This window comes from Paenibacillus sp. FSL E2-0201 (genome assembly GCF_037963325.1).
Lineage (GTDB): Bacteria > Bacillota > Bacilli > Paenibacillales > Paenibacillaceae > Paenibacillus_AQ.
Genome location: NZ_CP150154.1, coordinates 2,184,992 through 2,207,091 on the forward strand (window position 1 = coordinate 2,184,992; position 22,100 = coordinate 2,207,091).

Below are 22,100 nucleotides of genomic sequence, written 5' to 3' on the forward strand. Positions count from 1 at the left end.
CCTTCTAAGCGGCGATCTGGTTCCGGTACTCTTCCGGAGACAGGTCGCCGAGTTTTTTTTGGAAACGTTCCTTGTTGTAATAAAGAATGTATTCCCTAACCAAATGTTCAGCATTTTCTAAATTCTTGGGCTTCTCCAAATACAATTTCTCGGTCTTCAGGTGAGAAAAAAATGACTCTATACAAGCATTGTCATAACAGTTCCCCCGGCGAGAGTGGCTACCGACCAAACCCTTGTCCTCTAAAACCTGGGCATACGTCCGAGTCGTGTACTGAAAGCCCTGGTCAGAGTGTAGGAGAGCCTTTGAGTCTTGGAGAGATTTCACAGTATCTATCACAAGCTTTAAGTCATTACGGACAGAGATTCTCCAAGCCACAACCTCGTTATTGTATAGATCCATCACTACAGATAAGTAGACAAATTCGTGGCCTGTACGGATATAGGTAATATCCGTGACTAACTTTTGCTGAAGAGCGTGGGCTGTGAATTCCTGGTTGAGTACGTTTGGAAATAAGACAGAAGGCTTACGTCCGGCAAACGGGCGTTTCTTGCGAATCACCGATTGGATGCCTAGCTCTCTCATCAACCTGCGAACTTTCTTATGGTTTACGGGGAATCCCTCTTTGCGAAGCGCTGTACGCATTCGCTTATAGCCATAGGCAGGACGTAGCCGATGAATGGCTAAGATATGTTCCTTAAGGTTCGCATCCTTCTCTTGGCGTTCTTCCCGCAGGTCAGAGGTCTTTTTCCATTTGTAGTATGCAGCCCGGGACAATTCAGCCAGTTTGCACAGCCAAACAATCGGGTATCGCTTGCTCATTTCTTGAATGGATTGGCACCGGATATTTGTATCCAACTTCCCTCCCCATGTAGATTGGGATTGAGCTTTTTTAAGTATTCGACCTGTGCCTTCAAATACGCAATTTCTTCGTCTTTACTGTCAAAATGTTTCCTTCCACCTTTACCGCGTCGGTCCTCAAAGGACTCCCCACTTTTAAACTTACGTATCCATCTCACCAACTGAGCATCGCTCTTGATGTCGAGTTTTTCTAGAATCTGTGAATAGCTCATATGTTCCTCTAAGTGAAGACGAACCGCCTCTTTCTTCAACTCTTCTGAATACTTCGTAAACGTCTGCCCTTTTTTAGCCATGAAAAATCCCCTCCGGTCGACTGTGTTAAACACATGATACCATGTGCTCTTTTTTCACTGTCAACCATGAGGGGATAATACCAGAAATCTCACTGCTTTCTTTGTATTTTTCGGCATTACGCGACAATTTGTGAGATTTTGGTGAGTTAGGGTTGATATGATTTCCTAAACATGGGAGTAATAAAATACATAGGAAAGAAGTTGAGAGTGTGCTTCGATTAGTCAGGTCCAAGAAAGCTATAAGCATTCTATTATTTGTATTACTGGTCAACATATGCTCGTCACTATTTATTAGAGGGGGAGAGTTGGCTTATGCAGACACTGCTGATAAGGATACGACTTCGGTATTTCAAAAGGCGTATGTTACAAGTTTTTCGAGTGGTGTAGTGGATGTAGTAGATTTAACGAATTTAGCGGTGGAAAAGGCGAAGATCAAGGTGGGAAATGAGCCGAATAGCGCCGCCATTAATCCGAATAAGACCCAGGTCTTTGTAACTAACAGAGCGGATGGGACTGTTTCTGTTATAGATCCATCCACTGACACTGTGATTTCAACCATTGCAGTGGGGGCGTTGCCTCATGGCGTTACATTTAATTCAGATGGCAGTAAAGCTTATGTGGCTAATTACTCAAGTAACTCTGTTTCAGTGATCGATACAGCTAATCTTTCAGTGATACGTACAATATCTGTAAGTAATAGGCCAGTAGCAATGGCGGTGATTGGAGATCGCCTGTACTTAACCCAATTCGGAAGCAGTGAGGTCTCTGTACTGGATGTTAAGAGTGACACTGTGGTTTCTAAAATACCGGTATCTTCGTCACCCTATGGCCTTTCAGTTAATCCAGCGGGCTCCAAGATATACGTAGCGACAGATTCGGGTACTACTGTAGATGTGATTGATACAGTGACAAACAAAGTGGAAGCTATCATTCCTGTTGGTGGTCCAGCTTACGCAACTGAAGTCAGTCCGGATGGGAGTAAAGTTTATGTAGTTAAAGCTTTAAGTAATTCGGTCACTGTTATTAATGCAATAACGAATCAGGTGGAAAAAAATATTCCTGTGGGTTCTACGCCATATGTAATTGGTCTCTCCAAAGATGGGAGTCAAGCATTTACGGTTAATTATGGTGCTTCAACTATGAGTGTAATAGACACAACAAATAATACAGTAATACAAACTATAAATCTCAGCCCAGGACCTTTTATGGTAGGTACCTTCATGGTTCCTGTAGCTGTAGCTGTTAATACAGACACCGGGAATAGTGGCGGTCCAGAGGATACGGAAGCGCCGATAGTTTCCACATATTCTCCTGAAAAAAACGAGCAGAATGTGAAGGTCAACTCAGACCTTACGTTGACCTTTAATGAAGGTGTAAAGGCCGTTTCGGGTAAAAATATATCGATTTGGAAACCAAGTTACTTCTAATGCCAGTGGCTCTGAATATTCGGAGGTGCTTGCAAACTCAATCAAAATAGAGACGATCGCCGCTGATGATACAAGTAAAGTGACGATTTCGAACAATGTAGTAAAGATTAACCCAGCTGCTGACCTAGATTATAAAACGAATTATTTCGTAAAGATCGACCCGGGTGCGTTTAAGGATTCAGCAGGAAATATCTATGAGGGATTGTATGGGGAGATAGAGATTCTTGATGGCCAAGTTCATGTGCCGGTTGGCTTCACGGGTGCTGAGATATGGGATTTCAAAACTGGCGCCAGTAGTGATACCACTGCACCTTTAGCAACAGAGTTCTCTCCTGCGAAGAAAGAATCGAATGTAGCAACAGATGCTAATTTGACTCTAACTTTTAGTGAAAATGTACATGCGGGCAGGGGGAAATTTATAAGGATTATGGTACCGGGAACAATGTTCTCGGATGGATCATCTAACAATTATACAGAGGCTGTCGAGTTCGAAAAGATTTCCACGAGTGATACTACAAAAGTGACGATTTCAGGCAATAAAGTTACGATCAATCCAGCAAAAAACATGGCAAACAATAAATATTATTATGTGACAATGGATAGTGGAGCTTTCCAAGATACCTTCAATAATGATTATGGTGGGATGGTCACTTCGGTACAGTATATTAATAATGTACTAATGGAGATTGGCACAGCTCCGTGGTATTTCAAAACCGGAGCTCCAGCGGATACACTCGCGCCAACGGTAGTGGGATTGACTCCTGCGAATGATGCTAAGGATGTTCCGGTGAATACCAACCTCGTATTGGCGTTCAGCGAAAATGTCAAGGTGACTGGTAAAACGATCAAGATTCTTAACAAGACAGATGATAGTGTTATAGAGACGATAACAGCAAGTGATCCTACGAAAGTTACCGTATCTGGAGACAAAATAACGGTTAAGCATGCTACCGATTTCGCGTATGGTACTGGGTACTACGTGCAGATTGAAGCTGGAGCCGTTCAAGATCTCGCAGGTAATAGCTATGCGGGTATCACTGACAAGACGAAATGGAACTTCACAACAGTGGCGCCAGATGAAACTGCTCCAACAGTAACCTCTCTGGCACCTGCTATTAATGCAACAAAAGTACCTCTGAACACGGAACTCACTGTCACATTCAGCGAGAAAGTCAAGGCAGTAGCGGGGGAAGATAAATATATTAGGATCATGTCACCGGGTAGTGCTTCGTATTCTGAGAATTTTTATGAATCTCAACCTCCTGAAGAGGTAGAATTGATTGCTATTGATGATACTAATAAAGTAACAATCACAGGGAACGTAGTAACGATTAAACAGACCAAATTGGATTATGGTCGAGAATACTATGTAACCATTGATCAAGGTGCTTTGGTAGATTTAGCAGGAAACAGCTATGAAGGCCTATATGGTTTTGTGGAATATAGATATTTCTCAGGGTCATCGGCGGTAGGTAAGGAAGTAGCAGAGAATACATGGATTTTTGAAATGGTACCTAGACCAGACAATACACCCCCAATAATCAAGACGTTTATGCCTCTCAATAACGCGTCAGAGGTTGCGGTCGATACGAGCCTTGGGTTGACGTTTAGTGAAAAGGTAGTTCCAGTTGCAGGAAAAAACATCTCGATTCGGAAAACGTCCGATGATAGTGTGGTTGAAACTATCGCAGCTGACGATACGACTAAGATAACGTTATTGGATGGGAAAGCAACTCTTAAGTTGTCGTCTAGCTTGGCAGCCGGAACAGGTTATTACGTGCTGATCGAAGCAGGTGCTTTTAAAGATGAAGCTGGCAATTTGTTTACAGGCATTACTTCCAAAACAGGTTGGAGATTTACTACAGCTGCGGAAATTGCAAAAGGACCTGCTGTAATATCGCTATCGCCTGCAGATGAGGCAACAAATGTAGGGGTGGACTCCAGTTTGAAGCTTACATTTAGTGAAGATGTACAAGGAGTAGCAGGCAAAAAGGTAGTACTCAAAAAAGAGCTAGATAATAGCGTGCTTTATACATTCGATATGGGCGATATAACTAGTGTTAGCGTCTCAGGCAAAACAGTGACGATCAATCCTTATTTGATGCTGTCAGATCATGACGGAAAATATATGGACTACAATACGAAATATTATGTACAGGTTGATGCCGGAGCAATAAAGGATGTGAAAGGTAACGCTTTTGCAGGGATTACGGATAAGACCACTTGGAACTTCACGACAGGATTAGCTCCAGAAAAGACGGATCTTACGGTTACAGCATATTTTCCGGTAAAAGGGGCTACGAATGTAGCAGCGGATACAAATTTGAAGCTGACATTCAGCTCAGCTATACAAGATGTGCGGGGTAAAAAAGTTGAAATTCGCAAGAAATCTGACGATAGTGTTGTCTACAGGTTCGAAACAGGTGCTATGGGCGTCAACTTATCGGGTAATAGCGTAACATTTACGCCTGAGGATATAATTCCTGTCAACGGTGTAAATGTGGGTTATTTACAACCAAGTACAGAATATTATGTCCTTGTTGCGGCTGGAGCATTTAAGGATGCTGCGGGTAACAAGTACGCTGGAATTACGGATAAAGCAACTTGGACGTTTACGACTGAACCAGATACGGATGGGGACGGTATTCCAGATAGCTTAGATCCATTCCCAACCGACCCGACGAAGCCAGGTAACGGTGGCGAACTGGATACAGACGGAGATGGTATTCCAGATAGCCTAGATCCAGATGATGATAACGACGGTCTGACGGATGAGCAGGAAATCGTGCTCGGCACAGATCCGAAGAAGGCAGATACGGATGGCGACGGAATTAACGATAAGGATGATCCATTCCCGACAGATGCAGCGAAACCAGGAACAGTAAATGGTGAGCTGGATACAGATGGCGATGGCATTCCGGACAGTTTAGATCCAGATGATGATAACGATGGTCTGACGGATGAAGAGGAAATCGTGCTTGGAACGAATCCGAAGCATCCTGATACAGATCATGATGGAATCAACGATAAAGACGATCCGTTCCCATTGGATGCGACGAAGCCAGGTAACGGTGGCGAACTGGATACAGACGGAGATGGTATTCCAGATAGCCTAGATCCAGATGATGATAACGACGGTCTGACGGATGAGCAGGAAATCGTGCTCGGCACAGATCCGAAGAAGGCAGATACGGATGGCGACGGAATTAACGATAAGGATGATCCATTCCCGACAGATGCAGCGAAACCAGGAACAGTAAATGGTGAGCTGGATACAGATGGCGATGGCATTCCGGACAGTTTAGATCCAGATGATGATAACGATGGTCTGACGGATGAAGAGGAAATCATGCTTGGAACGAATCCGAAGCATCCTGATACAGATCATGATGGAATCAACGATAAAGACGATCCGTTCCCATTGGATGCGACGAAGCCAGGTAACGGTGGCGAACTGGATACAGACGGAGATGGTATTCCAGATAGCCTAGATCCAGATGATGATAACGACGGTCTGACGGATGAGCAGGAAATCGTGCTCGGCACAGATCCGAAGAACGCAGATACGGATGGCGACGGAATTAACGATAAGGATGATCCATTCCCGACAGATGCCGCAAAACCAGGAACAGTAAATGGTGAGCTGGATACAGATGGCGATGGCATTCCGGACAGTTTAGATCCAGATGATGATAACGATGGTTTGACGGATGAAGAGGAAATTGTGCTTGGAACGAATCCGAAGCATCCTGATACAGATCATGATGGAATCAACGATAAAGACGATCCGTTCCCATTGGATGCGACAAAGCCGGGTAACGGAGGCGGCGGACTGGATACAGACGGAGATGGTATTCCAGATAGCCTAGATCCAGATGATGATAACGATGGTCTGACGGATGAGCAGGAAATCGTGCTCGGCACAGATCCGAAGAAGGCAGATACGGATGGCGACGGAATCAACGATAAGGATGATCCATTCCCAACGGATGCAGCAAAACCAGGAACAGTAAATGGTGAGTTGGATACGGATGGAGACGGCATTCCGGACAGTTTAGATCCAGATGATGATAATGATGGTCTGACCGATGAAGAGGAAATTGTGCTTGGAACGAATCCGAAGCATCCCGATAGCGATCATGATGGAATCAACGATAAGGATGATCCATTCCCAACGGATGTCGCAAAGCCAGGAACAGTAAATGGTGAGTTAGATACGGATGGAGACGGAATTCCAGACAGTCTAGATCCAGATGATGATAACGATGGTCTGACGGATGAAGAGGAAATCGTGCTTGGAACGAATCCGAAGCATCCTGATACAGATCATGATGGAATCAACGATAAAGACGATCCGTTCCCAACGGATGCCACGAAGCCATCCTTAAGTAATCTAGTAAAAGATTACAATAAGTTAGATATTATCTATGGTGCAGGGGATCATGCGAAGCATGTTTCCAAAACATTATATTTGACTGAAAAAGGTTCTTCTGGAAATACATCAATCACTTGGGAATCAAGCAAACCAGATGTCGTTAGTGCAAAGGGTAAAGTAGTTCAGCCTGGACCTGATGAAAGTGATATCGAAGTCACTTTAACTGCAACGATTCTTGACAAAGAGACTGGTGAAAAGCGCACAAAGACATTTAAAGTGACTATTGTCAGAATGTCAGATGAGGATGCTGTTAGAGATGCTGCTAAAGCATTAGGGGTAGATAAGGCTTTTAAATTCTCGGATGGAGATACTTGGGAGTCAGTTACAAATGAATTCTTGTTGCTTGGTACAGGAAAACATGGAACGAAGATTACATGGACCTCGACCAATATCGATGTTCTTAAGCTATCCAGCAAAGATGGTGAGGAACAGGGTACCGTGAACAGACCTGAAGTGGGTGATAAGAATGTAATAGTTACCGCTACGATCTCTAAGGGTACCGCCAAAATCACTAAGAGTTTCCTTCTGGTAGTTACTAACAAGAACATAGTGAAGGAAAAAGAAAATACACGCCAAGAGAGCGGAAGAACGGCTGATGTAAAGGCAAACGCAAATGACATGATTCACACGGAGAGTCTGAACATTCTCAGAACAACGCTCAGCAATCAGGTTAAGATTGATACTGTTATCGTTGATCCGTCAAAAGTAGAAAGTCTGACGAATTCTTTTAATCCTCAGGATGGAGATATTAACAACCGTACGCTAACTGTTGAGATTAAGCAGCAAGCAGATGATAAGGCAGATGAGATTGCCGTAGAGATTCCGGCTGCAGCTGTTTCGGCACTGGCTGACAGAAATGCGGGTATGAATATCTTTACCGATGAAGGTTCTGTAAAGTTGAGTCAGGAAGCTTTAAAAGACGCTGCAGTTAAGGGTACAGATCTTTATTTCAGAATTGTACCGGTTAAGAATGCACAAGAGGATAGTGAGGCTAAAAAAGCAGCGAATACTGACCCTAAGGTTACGTTAGCAGCTGCTGGGAATCAGATAAACTTACTGGGTCTGCCAAGAAAGATCGAAACAAACTTTGGTGGTTTTAACACGAAGGTTGTTCTCCCATTAAGTGGAATTACTATTCCAACTGAGAATAGACAAGCTTTCCTAGACGCTTTGAAGGTGTTCATTGAACATACGGATGGTACGACAGAGCTGGTATCAGGAACTATACAATATGAGAACGGCGTAGCAACAGGGATCCAATTTGAGATTTCGAAGTTCAGTCGTTTTCAAATCGTGAGTTTCTCTCCTCAGTCGAATCATGAGAATATTCCGGGAGGAACGAACACGCCTGGTGGCACTACAATCAGTAATCCTACTAACAATAGTGGCACGGATAAGGAACAGCCTAACAATCCAAATGTAGTTCATGAATCACATAAAGGATATATTTTAGGCTATGCGGATGGCAGCTTCAACCCGGAACGAATGATTACCCGTGCGGAAATGGCAACGATTTTGGCAAGGCTATGGGGTAAGAATGAAGCACAGGCTACCTCAGCTTATAAAGATGTAAATACAACTTATTGGGCTTTGCAGTCTATTAGTGTAGTTACAGCACAAGGGTTAATGAAGGGGTATGAAGATGGCAGCTTTAAGCCGAATCAGCTAATTACTCGTGCAGAAATGGCTATCATTGTAGAGCGCTTGCTGGATAAGGCTCAAAGTGGGACCAGCAGCTTTAAAGACATTAGTAGTGGGCATTGGGCAAAAAATGCGATTGATGCGGCCAAAGCAGCTGGGATCATTAACGGATATTTGGATGGAACATTCCGTCCGAATCAGACATTAACTCGTGCAGAAGCTGTTGTGATTATTAACAGACTTTTGGGCAGAGGCCCATTGCTTGGAGCACAGCAGAAGTGGAAAGACGTCAGTGATAAACACTGGGCGTACGGACACATTCAGGAAGCTAGTATGAACCATTCCTTTGAGAAACAGCAAATGGGTGGAGAGCAATACATTCCTGAGGTAAAATAAATGAATCTTTTTTAAGTGAAGAAATATTTTTTACAAGAGAATCCCCTTACGCTATACGGTATCTATATACTGTTAGCGGTAAGGGGATTTTTTACGAAGCTTTTCTTTTATAAGTTTTTTCTCCTACCAGCTAACTTTCCGAGAACTTCACCGTTATACATACGAAGGGAGGTGCAGGATGAAGCCCGGGCAGCTACATCAGATACTTCAACCCAAAATGCTAGAAATCCAAAAATACTTGATTCGTCTCGGGGCACCTGCAGCCGACGCGGAAGATATCGTACAGGATACGGTGTATAAGGCTCTATTGTATATCGACTCTATTGATGAGAACAAATTCAGTGCATGGCTATATAAAGTAGCGATCAATCGCTACTATGATCTGTGCCGCCGCAGCAAACGTATAATCATTCCTATTGACTATGTCGATGTGCCGGATACGGAACTTCCGGAGGATCATTTGTTGCTAAAAGAAAAACGGGAAGACATTGACCGCGTGCTTGCAGAACTGCAACCGCTCCATAAACAACTCATTATTATGAAGTATGAACTGGAGTTGTCCTATCAGGAGATAGCAGAGCTCCTCGGAATCACGACAGATACAGTCAAGTCGGCATTGTTTCGTGCCCGCAAGCAATTCCAAAAAAAGTATAGAGGTGAAGCGGAATGACACCACCATGGGAACAAAAGGATGATCAAAACCTTTCAAAAATAATTAAGAAAGCAAAACGAAAAACAATGATTCGTAATACGGTCATTTCTTTGGTCGTGACTGTTATAGTATTGTTCGGCGGCATGCTGGGTATCTCTCAACTGACTAGCTGGTTAGCGATGCGCGGGCTGGATGAGGAGAGGATCATGATGGAAATTAGCAGTCCTAATCTTCATGAGCTGAGAACTGACCTGGATCTAGGATTTTTATCGGGCAAAGTTGAACTTAGTACGTACAAGGTTGTTGAAGGTGTACCTGTCGTGTGGGATACTAAAAAGCTGGATTTTAGTATGAGCAGCCGCTTTTCTCTGCTTAATAGGGGATATTCTAGTATAAATGTTCCTGACCCAGTAATGACAAGCCAAAATTACGAATACTACCGAGGATATAACAGTCAGAATGGACAGCGGGAGATGATGTTCTATGTGCCAGGAGTAAACTATAACGGAAAGGTGCTGAACGACCTGCCTGCACTCGAACAAATGGATCCCGGTAAGCTGGTAGAGATGGCAGTTTCATTTGATAAAAGCTATACGCAGGCTGAAGTTGAAAAAATGCTGCCAACAGAACTGACGCAGACTTGGTATTGGGTAGATACGTATGACAATAAGAAGAAGCTTGAGTTTATTACGAATGACAGTAGCCCGGATAAGTATGCCTTACCGGAATCAGCGAGACAAGTATACGGTTACGGTGTCAAATGGGAAGGGTTATTTAAACCAAAACCAGAGGATTTTTTACAATCACTAGCATATGGGCTTCAGAAAGAGGGCAAGTATTACGGAGAATTTGAGCGAATCTCGAACTATTTGAAAAAGGATAAAGCGGCACCGGATGCCAGTGACGTACAGCTATTGGGAGTTGTTGTTACAGGAACTGCTAAGGAGCTGCAAAGCCTTAGAGGAAAACCGTATGTAAATACGGCAGTACTCGGCGCAGTTGTGGATAAATACTAGATCGTATAGTAAAAAAGAAGCCCCGGGAACAATGATCCCAGGGCTATTTTGATCATATCACAACCTACCATTTATGCTACGTCCATTTGGCCGACCATAGCTTCATTTCCTTCAAAATTTGATGTAAATCCTCACCTTTTGGAGTTAAAGAATATTCCACTGTTACCGGCACGGTAGGAAAAACATGGCGTTCTAGTACACCGTGTTCCTCTAAATGGCGAAGAGTACTAGTCAACGCGCGGGGGCTAACATTAGTGATTTTTCGCTGAAGCGCTCCAAAGCGTTGGGTGCCGTCGAATAACTCTCTTAATACGAGAAAAGCCCATTTTCCGCCCAACACTTCAAGGGTTTTTTCTACATTACATTCAATAGTAAGTGGGGTTTTAGGGATATAATTATTGGTAGATTTAGCTGTTGTCAAGGAATCTCCTCCTGTTTGGGTGCTACTATACTCTTGTATAGTAACTACTCTAGGGATCATATAGTAAACTAAATTTCACTTCTTCCTATTATATACAAACTATTCTAGAATGAATATGTTCGTTAGGCAACCTGCCGAAATCATAACACGGAACTATGGAAAGGAGCAGTTATTATGAAATATCGTAGACTAGGTGGCACAGGCCTAAAAGTTAGCGAGATTAGTTTGGGAAGCTGGCTGACATATGGAGGATACGTAGAAAGAGATAATGCTGTCAAAGCCATTGAAACCGCTTACGACCTAGGCGTGAATTTTTTTGATACGGCTAATGTTTACGAAAAGGGTGCTGCTGAGAAAGTGCTAGGCGAGACCTTGCGGAACTATCCGAGAGAATCCTATGTACTCGCCACTAAAGTATTTGGAGAAATGGGGACGGGGCCAAACGATCGTGGTTTATCCCGTAAACATATTACTGAGCAGTGTCACGCAAGTTTAAAGCGTCTCGGCGTAGAATACGTGGATATAATGTATTGCCACCGGTTTGATACTGAAACTCCAATTGAAGAGACCTTACGTGCGCTGGATGATCTGGTTCGTCAAGGCAAGGTATATTATGTCGGTGTAAGTGAGTGGACAGCGGCGCAAATGACGGATGCGTTAGCTGTAGCAGACCGCTATTTGCTGGATCATATCGTGGTTAACCAACCGATTTATAATATGTTCGAACGTTATATTGAAAAAGAAATCATTCCCCTCGGCGAGCGCCGCGGCATTGGACAGGTCGTATTTTCTCCATTGGCTCAAGGGCTGCTAACAGGAAAGTATAACGCGGATATCCCTGAAGATAGCCGTGCGGCTAAGCTGGATCGGTTGAAGAAGGCGATTACGGAAGAGAAGATTGAAAAGGTTCGCCAACTAAGCGGGGTAGCTGCGGAGCTGAATATTTCTGTGGGAAATCTGGCTTTGGCTTGGATTTTGCGTCAGCCTAATGTAGCAAGTGCGCTAGTGGGTGCAAGTCGCCCGGAGCAGGTCGAAGAGAATGCTAAGGCTTCGGGAATAGAGCTTTCTGAAGATATTCTGAAGAAAATTGAAGAGATTCTTAACTAGAGATAGTTTCATAAAAAAGGAGATATGATCATGGCGAAAGTAGTTGTTACTGGCGGAAGCGGGATGCTCGGCAGATGGGTCGTCCGACATTTTGTAGAACAAGGGTATGAGGTTGTGAATGTGGATACGCAAAAATCTACAGATTCCTTGTGCCAAACGATCATTGCTGATTTGAATAACTTAGGTGAAGTGTATGGCGTACTTGCAGGCGCTGATGCAGTTGTACATCTGGCTGCAATCCCAGCCGCAAATATAAAGACGAGTGAAGTCACCTTTCAAAATAATGTAGGTTCCACCTATAACATTCTGGAGGCTGCTGCTGGACTGGGCATTCGCAAAGCTGTTATTGCTTCCAGTGAATCCTCATATGGCATCTGTTTTGCGGTTAACCCATTGGGTCCGCAGTATGTGCCTATGGATGAGGAACATCCACAATTACCTGAGGATAGTTACGGTCTATCTAAAGTTGTGAATGAAAAGACAGCAGAGATGTTCCAGCGCAGAACGGGTATACAAGTCGTTTCCCTAAGAATCGGAAATGTCATTGACCCATCGACGTATGAACGTTTCCCTTCCTTCATTCATGATCCTGCGCAGCGCGATCGGATTCTGTGGAGCTATATTGATACACGGGATGTAGCGACAGCTTGCCAATTGGCGATTGAAACGGACGGATTGGGCGCAGTTGCTCTTAATATATGCGCAGATGAGACCAGCATGGCTGTTCCTAGCAGAGAGTTAATGGCTGCACGTTATCCAGAGGTGACGGATTTCCGCCAGCCGCTGGAAGGCCATGAGTCGTTACTCAGCAATGCGAAGGCGAAGAAGCTGTTGAATTGGCAGCCAAAGCACTTATGGCGTGATTACGTTAACGAATAAATAACGATTTCGCCTGAATTCAATCTTTTGATGTCGAGTACGCTTCTTGTGATCCTTCGTGATCAAAAGCGGACTTTTTGAACATCCTCTATAAGGAGCGTGTGAAATGAAGGTATTATTTATCGGAGGTACGGGACTGATTAGCCAGGCTGTATCCCCGCTCGCCGTAGAACAAGGAATAGAGCTGTATTTGTTCAACAGAGGACAAAGAGGCGAATTCGTTCCGGATGGGGCGAAGGTGATTCAAGGTGACATTCGTAATCCGGCGGAGGCTGCCGAAGTATTGCGAGATTATGAATTTGACGTAGTGGTAGACTGGATTGCTTTTACACCGGAACATGTGCAGACAGATATTAACCTGTTTACAGGTAAAACGAAGCAGTATATTTTTATCAGCTCGGCCTCGGCTTATCAGAAGCCACAGCGTAATTATATAATCACAGAAGAGACACCCCTGGAGAATCCTTATTGGGAATACTCGAGAAATAAAATTGCTTGCGAGCAGCTATTGATGGAAGCACACAAGAACAGCGGATTCCCGGTTACGATTGTTCGTCCTTCCCATACTTACGGAAATACAGCCATCCCTGCGGCACTCACGAGCGGACAGCATCCTTGGTCCTTGATTGATCGTATCCGTCGTGGCTTGCCTTTAGTCATCCATGGAGATGGAACATCTTTGTGGACACTGACGCATAACTCAGATTTTGCCAAAGGGTTCGTCGGATTGCTTGGGCATCCGGAAGCGATTGGGGAGGCCATTCATATTACTTCTGATGAGGTGTTGAACTGGAATCAGATCTATGCGGCCATTGGGCAAGCGGCAGGTGTGGAGCCGAAAGTGGTTCATATCTCTACAGACTTTATCACAGCCTTCTCCCCTCCAGGGACGGCGGATGGCTTGATCGGCGATCAAGCGGTCAGCAGTGTTTTTGACAATCGTAAAATCAAACGTCTCGTGCCTGACTTCCAGGCTGCCGTTCCTTTCTCTGAAGGGATAAAGCAGTCAATTGCTTGGTTCGAGGCTCATCCTGATCAATGCACAGTCGATGCGGAATGGTCTGCTTTACTAGATCATTTGATCGAGAAACATGGAGTTGAGGCCAAGCCTCTATCCTTTTACTCATAAGATTTGTACGGTTAATATTTAAAGACGGTCTGTTCCTAAGGGAGCAGCCGTTTTTTTTTGGTTTGTCTCGCTCAATGTAAGGTTATGGAATGAATCAGCAAATCATGAATATACTCTCACTACCTTAAATTCCGTTAAAAAGGAGTCCTGGCCATGCCAACACATCCCTTTGTCTCGCGTTTTTTTGTAAACTCAGATGCAAGCCGTGAGAAGTTAATTTATGATTTGCCAGAATCCTGGTGGAGCCGTCCCTTTGAATATGAGTGGTGTATTAACTTCATTTCTCCTCATGGGGTTGTGCTGGATGCAGCCTGCGGAATTCCTCATCCCTTGAAATTTTATTTAGCCGGGGTTTGTGCAGAAGTCTATGCTTGCGATATGGACAGCAGGGTGATTTACCGGGAGGACATCTTAGATACGATTACAAATGAGATCGGGGAAAAAGCGGCGAAGCAGGTTATAGCGAGAAGAACAAACAACTTGCATCTTGCTCAGGCCAATCTTGCAGATCTGCCTTATGAGGATGAGAGCTTTGATACTATTTTTTGTATCTCGGTCCTGGAGCATTTGACCTTAGAGGATACGGTGGGTACTTTACGGGAGTTTCACCGAACGTTGAACGAAGAAGGGCTATTGGTATTAACGTTTGATTACCCAACGGTAAACTTAAATCTAATGAATGATCTGCTGCTGCAAGCTGGATTTCAGTATTGGGGGGAGACCGACTTTGAGTTGCCTGCGGATGCTGTATATACAGATTTGTGGGGTGGGTTAAATTGCTTCCGAGCTGTTTTGAAAAAAACAAAGGGATAACAGGTCTTCTTACCCTTAAATTAGTAATCTATTTCCAGTATGCTAGATTAATAGCTAATTTAAATAACATGCTGAGGATAGGAGGCTGTATTTTTTGAGATTAGGGTCGAATGTATTGCGCAGAATACTACTCACTACACTTTTGTTATCACTGATCCTCCCTTCGACAATTGCAGTTAGTGCAGCTTCGCCATCGTCAGAACCTATCAAGCTTGCTTTTGCTGGTGATATTCTCTTGGACGGTTTTGTAGGCGATCAGATCGCTAAATACGGAGTGAACTTTCCGTTTGCGAAAGTTGCACCTACCTTGCAAAAGGCTGATATTGCCTTCGCGAATCTGGAAACCCCAGTCTCTATTCGAGGAAAGGCAGCAGAGAAGACCTTTGCCTTTAGATCTAAACCGGCAGTGCTTAGCGGCTTATCCTATGCTGGGATTGATGGCGTATCTTTGGCTAATAATCATATTTTAGATTTCGGAAAAGACGCCATGCTCGACACGCTGGTGCATCTGGATCGAAACAAGATCGGCCATACAGGAGCAGGCAAAGATGAGGACGAAGCGTTCAAACCGTATACAAAGACGGTAAAGGGGAAGAAGATCGCTATTTTAGGTGTAAGCCGAGTGCTTTCAGGTCCTTCTTGGTATGCCGGTGACAATAAGCCTGGAGCAGCCTCAGCGTACACCCCGCAGCCTATGCTTACGGCTATTCAGAAGATGTCTAAGGAGAATGATTACACGATTGTGTATATTCACTGGAATGAAGAGTTTAAGGATTACCCTGAAAAGTATGCCCGAACACTAGCCAAACAGATGATTGATAGCGGTGCGGATATCATACTCGGCGCACACAGCCATTGCTTGATGGGTATCGAATACTATAAAAACAAACCCATTTATTATTCACTTGGGAATTTTGTATTTAATCGCTCTACACGTGGTGGAGAGAAGACACTTCACTCGATGCTGGTAAACTTTGAGATTAATGAGGGTAAGGTCACAAGTAAGATTACCCCAGTCAAAATTATTGGTGGACAGCCTAACTTTATGGACGATTCTTACAATAGGAAGACGATTAAATTAATGAATAACCTCTCTTATAATGCAGTGATCGATGCGAATGGTAGGGTTACGGAGAAGTAACTATAATGTTATAGCAGATCGACCAGAGAATACTGGTCGGTTTTTTTATAAATAAATTCAATTAATTGTGTTAAATTTATCCAATATTTGATCTTTCTATTAATTATATGTCATAATTATATTAAATCTGAACGAAGTAGTGTATTAGATTGTCGAAAAAAGTAGATGCATAAAGCATAAATAGTCTGTATTAACTTTACTAGATGTATCATCACTCTAATATACGCCGGAGTGTTTCTGGACTTGATGTATGGGGTAAATGAGGATATCAATAGGGTTACTTCGCAAGCTGATTTGTAATCGCAATGTTGGATATTTATTAATTTCAAGCCTAATAAATTGGATCACTTTACAGCATTTTGTCGAAAGCGTACATATTTTTGTCGAATATTTGTCGATAAATATCATATTTTGTAGAAATAAAATTGACAGGGAAAGAATAGCACTTTAATATTAGAGTATAGCGTAATCATTACTATCACATAGAAGCCTACATAAGCTTTTAGCAAAAATGATTATTAATGTAATTTCAAGGGAGGATGTACGATGATGAAAGCAACAGGCATAGTAAGAAAAGTAGATGAATTGGGACGTATCGTAATTCCTATTGAACTACGTAGAACGATGGGAATTGACATAAAAGACCCACTCGAGATTTTTGTAGATGGAGAAAAGATTATTCTTAGAAAATACGAGCCAACTTGTATCTTCTCCGGAAGCGCAGAGAACCTCATTAATTTCAAAGGTAAAATGGTAAGCAAAGATGTTCTCGATGAGCTGATTTCCAGCTTTGACAGAGTATAATCGATAGATTATACATTTTTGCTAAAAAAGAACCGGTACAGCAAACACGATTTGTGCATGCTGCCGGTTCTTTTTTATGATAGCACAACAAAAAAACAGCAAATCCCCTAGAATAATAGGAAACTTACTGCCCACACGATCCTTATTCAGACTCCAGCACACTTTGAATTTTTTGGATAAAGGCTTCATATTGCACAAGGCCCAATTCCATACACAGCTTTTGGTAAGGGGACAGTTTGCAATCTAGCTGCTTTAATTTCTGATCAAGATCATCGTACATGGCCTGCTTTTCTATCAATGCTTGTCGAAGTAGATTATCTATATTCTCTTTATCGGTCTTATCTCCGAAATACAGATGCATAAAAAAGTCTGAACGCAGAACTTCCTTTTCAGCCGGTGCTTGCAAGTAAGCATGGAACTGATCTAAGCCGGCACGGGTAATGGTAAATACATTTTTGTCAGGTTTGCCTTCCTGCCGTATGGATTCTTTGGTGATTAGGTCCAGCTTCTCCATCTTGCTCAGGGTGGGGTAGATGGTGCCGTAGCTGGCATCAAAGAAAAAAGAAAAGTATTCCTCGAAATGCCGTTTTATCTCATAACCCGAATGAGGTTTTTCACTTAATATCCCTAGAATGACATCTTGTATATTCATTAATCGTTGTCGCTCCTCTCTTTCACCTCCTACCATATCACAACTGCATTTCGCTCTCAATTTGAAAAGGCATAACCAAGGAGGCAAACTAAATAATTACGCATTTGCTGGTACGGGCTCTTGTTCTTGTGATAACTGAGTTTCCTTGCGAATGAAGGTTAGGATAATGCTTAATCCAGCTATTGCTGCACCAATGCAGAGTAGATAGAACATATCTTTCCATATACCAGTACCTCCGATAACCAGGTCGAGCATGCCATTTACCGCGTAGTAAGCAGGTGAGAAGGGACCGATCCAACTATAAAAAGGAGAAAGCACATCGCGAGGAATTGTTGCTCCGGAAGCCAACATTTGTATGGAGAGAAGTGCGATATTTAGCCAGGCGCCAGCGTCGCCGAGTAGCAGCAGACTGAACTGTGCAAGAATCATGCAGGAGAGAATCACAGTGAACTCGAACAGCCACATGAGCAGAAAGCCATGGCTGGAGTGGATCCCGAGTGAGTTAACCATGATAGTCCCCACTAGAGAGGTTAGTACAGCCGTTGCACTCATAATGGCAAACCGGGCTGCAAGGCGATCCCATTTACCAAATTGACCCGATAAGTTGGAAGAGGCTTTTTGCAGATTCATGGCGAGTAACATAGCTCCGGTAAAGGAGGCAGTAACAATCATTAACGGAACCATAGTTTGTGCAAAATTAGTTGTGGGATTGATGACTTCAACGTTTGCTGAGATTCGGCTGCTTGCTGCACTTTTGATGATCTCTGCTTGTGCTTGCGGCAGCTTCATAGCTTCGAGGGTTTGGTTTAGTGCTGTATTACTGCTTTGAGTGTTCATGACAGCCGTGACTTTAAGTGCTACAGTCTGCATAACATTGCTAACCATTTGCGGATTAGATTCATTTATGAGGTAACGGAGTTCAGTCTTTCCGGATGGATTACTAACCGCTCCGGTGAACCCTTGTGGAATATTGATAATCATGCGGATTTCTCTATGCTCAAGGGCTTCCTTGGCAGCTTTTAGTGGAAGGTCCTGTCTGGTTACGAACTGAAGGGACTGGGTAATGCCATCGACTACAGGCTGAGCATTCGCACCATCCTCATTCACAATAGCAATGGGCAACCGATCTACCCGATCAGTTACATGGTCATACCCTGTAATCCAGATTAAGCTGAAAAAGACTTGGAACAACAGTGCAGTTATAATCCCGACGATGGTAGCAGGCTGCTTGAGGAAGTGCATGATTATTGGACGTGACATGGTTATCTCTCCTTTATATTTCAACATGTTATATTACAAGTTGTAATATAACATGTTGAAATATAAACTACAACAAGAAAAATGGAGAGCATGGACATTCCGAAGTGGTTTCATATATCATAGGGCTTGTACTGGAAATTTCGTGCAGATGAATGTGCTTACCTGAAGCAAAAGAGAATGGGGAGGAACAACAGATGAGTAATGAGGTACAAGGAACAGAGCTGAATGCAGTTCACTCGGTGTTGAACAAGCCGGAAGCGATTGTTTTTGATATGGATGGAACATTGTTCCAGACTGAAAGTCTTTTATTACCTGCATATCATAAGATGTTCGATATTTTGCGGGAAGAGGGACTATATGTAGGACCAACGCCACCGGAAGAGCGTATTCTAAGCAGTTTAGGGATGCTGCTGGCAGACATTTGGAAGAAGGTTATGCCTGATGCCGATGAGGCGGTGCACCGCCGGGCAGATGAGCTGCTATTGCAGCTTGAGGTCGAAGGACTTGAAGCAGGTGGGACGTTACTGTATCCTCAGGTGGTCGAAACACTGACTGCTCTAAAAGAGCGTGGAGTACGATTGTTTGTGGCTAGTAATGGGCTGGAGGAATACATTCACAGTATAGTTGTGGTGCATGAGCTTAAAGAGTTATTTGAAGGATTGTATAGTGCGGGTGGTCAAGGCACTGCTACGAAGACAGAATTGCTACGCATTTTGCTGGACAATCATGGAATCAAGAGTGCCTGGATGGTAGGCGATCGCTCGTCCGATGTGGAGGCAGGTAAGGGAAATGCTCAAACCGTCATCGGCTGTGCGTATGCAGGTTTTGGCCGTCAGGATGAGCTGAAGGGCTCCGATGTAATTATCACTTCCTTTGATGAGTTGATAGACTTTTACGACAACGCATTGGTTAGCGAATAGGAATATCGCGATTTATATTTGGTAAAAGAATAAAAGGCAAACCTCATCTAAGCAGAGGGTTGCCTTTTTTAATGTTAAGGTTCTAAATGCAGATGCAGGAATAGCTCAAAGCTAAAAAGATATACATAAACAAAGGGAATGATCCGATAGATCATGGAAAGGGGTTATTCCTATGTGATGATAAGGAATCGAGAAGCATGTTAAAGGAGTATAAAAAATGATAATGAGCTTCCTTTTTATTGCTTTAAGCGCTGCACTTGGAGTGGGCATGTGGTTTTTAGTAATAGGTATAGTCTTTTCTATTGGTGGCGGAGACTTATTTATAGTTACTCATTATGATTCCTTATTTTTTTATATTGCTGTTTTTTTGTTGTGTATCGTGAGCTATCTTTTGTTTATAAAACATCTATTAGAGAAGGACTTACAGCTCTTGCTCCATATTTGTGTGGGTACAACTACGCTCTTCTTTTTTCTAACGCCTTGGCTCAGCTAATCAAAATCTTCAATACAATGATTTTTTCTAATATAAGTTCCTCAGAACATCAGAAGTCATACAACAACCGCACTTTCTGCATATTGCAGAGAGGCGGTCGTTTTGTTGTTGAGTATCAATTTATTCCTCAGTTGTCTTAGCTGAGGCTGGGGCACCTTTATTATTATACAGCCATAACGCATATTCCAAAGGACGCACCAGTGCTTTACGATACGTGTTGCCGTCCCCTGTTCGGGCAAACACTTCACGGGCAGGTTTTGGATTAACCTCCAGCACATAGATTTTTCCTTCTCGATCAATGGCGAGATCTAGTGCAAGCTCACATAAGGCTCCAAAGCTGTCTTCCAGGAAGGCTGCGGCATCAAGTCCTAATCGCTCTGCGGTTTTCATAACCTTATCGGTTTTATCCTGACTACCCAGCCATTCCTTTAGCAGCGTCTCCGCTCGAACGGCATGCCCACCCCCATGAAGATTGGAGGTTACGCTTCGGGCCGCACCGACCCTAGCGGCCATACCAGTCAGTTCCCAGACCCCTTGCCCATTCTTTTGAACGAGCATACGATAATCATGGAAACGTCCGCCAGGCAGACGCAGCGGGATACCCTGCTGGACGAGGAATCGTCCACCGATACACCATTGTCGAACAATGGAATCCAATCTTGTGGAAGAGACCTTTCGGGGTGGAATAATCCGGCGATCTTGGCGACGGCCTTGAATATCAAAGACCCCTTTACTGTTCTTTACCCGCTCAATTCTAAGGATACCGCGTCCACCTGTACCGTTTGCTGGCTTGACATAGAGCACGGGATTCTGTTTTAACATCCGGTGTAGATCGGCAGAGGATTGATATAGCAAAGTTTCTGGCATATGCTGCCGGAACCTGCTTTTTTGTGAGAACGTTTGATGAATGGTCCATTTGTTGCGCAGTGGACGATTCAGAAACAGCAGATGTTTATAGCGTTCACGGAAACGAAGCAATTGTTCAAAGCGAGCGCTGCGCTGGATACGGCAACGATCATAAATCATGTTCGGGAAGGAACGCCATTTGCGAGACCATTTTCCGCTCTTGGGATCATAGACAAGGGCATGGATTTGCTCTTTGCTGGGATGGACATCCATGGGGGTAAACACAAAAACATCCAAACCGATTCGACTACCCTCAATGATCATTCTCCGGTACACGGCCTTTTCTTCAAGCTGCTTGGCTTCATTGATATACAAAGTGAGAATGCCTAAGACGGGCTCTGGCACAGGAGTTCACCTTCTTGTGGAGAAATGGTAGTACTGACGGTATTCTGCGGTGATCTGATCAATAAAGTTGGCTTGCCAGTAGGGCCACTAGTAAGCGCCACTGCGGCAAGGCCAACATTGAAGCACATTTTCAGACTGGCTGTATTATCGCTGGCAACACTGCATTCTAGACGGCCTAAGCGCTTTAACTGGGCGGTCATCAGGGCGGTGCCGGTATGCTTATTCCGGTATAAGGGATGCACGGTAACGAGACAGGCTTCTTCCCCGAAACCGGATACGAAGCTTACTCCTGCTAGCTGGCGACCATTTTGACCGCGTACGGTAGCGACAAGCAGCGAGACACCTGGCTCTGACAACTGATCTGGAGTTAATTTGGCCAGTACCTTACAAGCTTGGTTTGTAATGCGCCGCTCTCCGTGTTCTCTTATAAACTCAAGCAGTCCGGTTAGCCGCGATTTCCACTTTTTAGCATCAGTGTCGTAGATGGAGGATATCTGCATGCTGTGTCACA

Annotated in this window: 17 protein-coding genes and 1 pseudogene; 12 read left to right on the forward strand and 6 right to left on the reverse strand. The window is 43.7% G+C overall.

The window, feature by feature from the left end:
- Nucleotides 1-4: 4 nt before the first annotated feature.
- A pseudogene (locus NSU15_RS09470) lies at nt 5-1,152 on the reverse strand (IS3 family transposase).
- A 305-nt stretch (nt 1,153-1,457) separates the two neighbouring features.
- On the opposite strand from NSU15_RS09470, the gene NSU15_RS09475 reads away from it, so the two are divergent.
- From NSU15_RS09475 to NSU15_RS09490, 4 genes are all read left to right on the forward strand, one after another.
- Nucleotides 1,458-2,579, forward strand: a complete 1,122-nt coding sequence (locus NSU15_RS09475) for an Ig-like domain-containing protein (protein ID WP_339290053.1) — start codon at nt 1,458-1,460, stop codon at nt 2,577-2,579.
- A 79-nt stretch (nt 2,580-2,658) separates the two neighbouring features.
- Nucleotides 2,659-9,051, forward strand: coding sequence for an Ig-like domain-containing protein (locus tag NSU15_RS09480; RefSeq protein ID WP_339290055.1), 6,393 nt, complete (start codon nt 2,659-2,661; stop codon nt 9,049-9,051).
- A 178-nt stretch (nt 9,052-9,229) separates the two neighbouring features.
- Entirely contained in the window at nt 9,230-9,721 is a 492-nt protein-coding gene (locus tag NSU15_RS09485; RefSeq protein ID WP_042125916.1) for an RNA polymerase sigma factor, read from the forward strand.
- Nucleotides 9,718-10,719 carry an anti-sigma factor gene (locus tag NSU15_RS09490; RefSeq protein WP_339290057.1) on the forward strand — a complete coding sequence of 334 codons (1,002 nt, stop codon included), beginning with the start codon at nt 9,718-9,720 and terminating at the stop codon, nt 10,717-10,719. Before NSU15_RS09485 ends, NSU15_RS09490 begins: the two co-directional genes overlap by 4 nt.
- Nucleotides 10,720-10,795: 76 nt before the next feature.
- Here NSU15_RS09490 and NSU15_RS09495 read toward each other — a convergent pair whose 3' ends face one another.
- Nucleotides 10,796-11,140, reverse strand: a complete 345-nt coding sequence (locus NSU15_RS09495; RefSeq protein ID WP_042125921.1) for a helix-turn-helix domain-containing protein — start codon at nt 11,138-11,140, stop codon at nt 10,796-10,798.
- A 174-nt stretch (nt 11,141-11,314) separates the two neighbouring features.
- Here NSU15_RS09495 and NSU15_RS09500 point away from each other — a divergent pair, with 174 nt between their 5' ends.
- The 6 genes from NSU15_RS09500 (at nt 11,315) to NSU15_RS09525 (ending at nt 17,013) form a co-directional block, all read left to right on the forward strand.
- Nucleotides 11,315-12,247 carry an aldo/keto reductase family protein gene (locus NSU15_RS09500; RefSeq protein WP_042125923.1) on the forward strand — a complete coding sequence of 311 codons (933 nt, stop codon included), beginning with the start codon at nt 11,315-11,317 and terminating at the stop codon, nt 12,245-12,247.
- A 30-nt stretch (nt 12,248-12,277) separates the two neighbouring features.
- A complete protein-coding gene (locus tag NSU15_RS09505) occupies nt 12,278-13,126 on the forward strand; it encodes an NAD(P)-dependent oxidoreductase (protein WP_042125925.1) in 849 nt (282 codons plus the stop codon).
- 106 nt (nt 13,127-13,232) lie between these two features.
- Nucleotides 13,233-14,255 (forward strand): SDR family oxidoreductase, encoded by a 1,023-nt coding sequence (locus NSU15_RS09510; RefSeq protein WP_339290059.1) that lies wholly within the window; start codon nt 13,233-13,235, stop codon nt 14,253-14,255.
- Between the two features lie 153 nt (nt 14,256-14,408).
- Complete coding sequence (locus NSU15_RS09515) at nt 14,409-15,068, forward strand: class I SAM-dependent methyltransferase (protein ID WP_042125929.1); 660 nt, start codon at nt 14,409-14,411, stop codon at nt 15,066-15,068.
- 94 nt (nt 15,069-15,162) lie between these two features.
- Nucleotides 15,163-16,209 (forward strand): CapA family protein, encoded by a 1,047-nt coding sequence (locus NSU15_RS09520; protein WP_339290060.1) that lies wholly within the window; start codon nt 15,163-15,165, stop codon nt 16,207-16,209.
- Between the two features lie 546 nt (nt 16,210-16,755).
- Nucleotides 16,756-17,013, forward strand: coding sequence for an AbrB/MazE/SpoVT family DNA-binding domain-containing protein (locus tag NSU15_RS09525; RefSeq protein ID WP_042125931.1), 258 nt, complete (start codon nt 16,756-16,758; stop codon nt 17,011-17,013).
- Between the two features lie 142 nt (nt 17,014-17,155).
- Here the strand turns inward: NSU15_RS09525 and NSU15_RS09530 are convergent, their stop codons facing one another.
- Entirely contained in the window at nt 17,156-17,665 is a 510-nt protein-coding gene (locus NSU15_RS09530) for a PadR family transcriptional regulator (protein WP_042125933.1), read from the reverse strand.
- A 96-nt stretch (nt 17,666-17,761) separates the two neighbouring features.
- Nucleotides 17,762-18,925 carry an ABC transporter permease gene (locus NSU15_RS09535; RefSeq protein WP_339290062.1) on the reverse strand — a complete coding sequence of 388 codons (1,164 nt, stop codon included), beginning with the start codon at nt 18,923-18,925 and terminating at the stop codon, nt 17,762-17,764.
- A gap of 194 nt (nt 18,926-19,119) precedes the next feature.
- Here NSU15_RS09535 and NSU15_RS09540 point away from each other — a divergent pair, with 194 nt between their 5' ends.
- Both NSU15_RS09540 and NSU15_RS09545 read left to right on the forward strand, forming a co-directional pair.
- Nucleotides 19,120-19,845, forward strand: a complete 726-nt coding sequence (locus tag NSU15_RS09540) for an HAD family hydrolase (protein WP_042125935.1) — start codon at nt 19,120-19,122, stop codon at nt 19,843-19,845.
- A 217-nt stretch (nt 19,846-20,062) separates the two neighbouring features.
- Nucleotides 20,063-20,338, forward strand: coding sequence for a hypothetical protein (locus tag NSU15_RS09545; RefSeq protein ID WP_339290064.1), 276 nt, complete (start codon nt 20,063-20,065; stop codon nt 20,336-20,338).
- A gap of 120 nt (nt 20,339-20,458) precedes the next feature.
- On the opposite strand, the gene NSU15_RS09550 is transcribed toward NSU15_RS09545, so the two are convergent.
- Nucleotides 20,459-21,589: a YheC/YheD family protein gene (locus NSU15_RS09550; protein WP_339290065.1), complete on the reverse strand. Its 1,131-nt coding sequence runs from the start codon at nt 21,587-21,589 to the stop codon at nt 20,459-20,461.
- Nucleotides 21,571-22,089 carry a hypothetical protein gene (locus NSU15_RS09555; protein WP_076121531.1) on the reverse strand — a complete coding sequence of 173 codons (519 nt, stop codon included), beginning with the start codon at nt 22,087-22,089 and terminating at the stop codon, nt 21,571-21,573. Before NSU15_RS09555 ends, NSU15_RS09550 begins: the two co-directional genes overlap by 19 nt.
- Nucleotides 22,090-22,100 lie beyond the last annotated feature (11 nt).

Coding starts and splice junctions, on each gene's coding strand:
- NSU15_RS09485 (WP_042125916.1), top strand. CDS start 9,230: ATGAAGCCCGGGCAGCTACATCAGATACTTCAACCCAAAATGCTAGAA.
- NSU15_RS09490 (WP_339290057.1), top strand. CDS start 9,718: ATGACACCACCATGGGAACAAAAGGATGATCAAAACCTTTCAAAAATA.
- NSU15_RS09500 (WP_042125923.1), top strand. CDS start 11,315: ATGAAATATCGTAGACTAGGTGGCACAGGCCTAAAAGTTAGCGAGATT.
- NSU15_RS09505 (WP_042125925.1), top strand. CDS start 12,278: ATGGCGAAAGTAGTTGTTACTGGCGGAAGCGGGATGCTCGGCAGATGG.
- NSU15_RS09510 (WP_339290059.1), top strand. CDS start 13,233: ATGAAGGTATTATTTATCGGAGGTACGGGACTGATTAGCCAGGCTGTA.
- NSU15_RS09515 (WP_042125929.1), top strand. CDS start 14,409: ATGCCAACACATCCCTTTGTCTCGCGTTTTTTTGTAAACTCAGATGCA.
- NSU15_RS09525 (WP_042125931.1), top strand. CDS start 16,756: ATGATGAAAGCAACAGGCATAGTAAGAAAAGTAGATGAATTGGGACGT.
- NSU15_RS09530 (WP_042125933.1), bottom strand. CDS start 17,665: ATGAATATACAAGATGTCATTCTAGGGATATTAAGTGAAAAACCTCAT.
- NSU15_RS09535 (WP_339290062.1), bottom strand. CDS start 18,925: ATGTCACGTCCAATAATCATGCACTTCCTCAAGCAGCCTGCTACCATC.
- NSU15_RS09540 (WP_042125935.1), top strand. CDS start 19,120: ATGAGTAATGAGGTACAAGGAACAGAGCTGAATGCAGTTCACTCGGTG.
- NSU15_RS09545 (WP_339290064.1), top strand. CDS start 20,063: ATGATAATGAGCTTCCTTTTTATTGCTTTAAGCGCTGCACTTGGAGTG.
- NSU15_RS09555 (WP_076121531.1), bottom strand. CDS start 22,089: ATGCAGATATCCTCCATCTACGACACTGATGCTAAAAAGTGGAAATCG.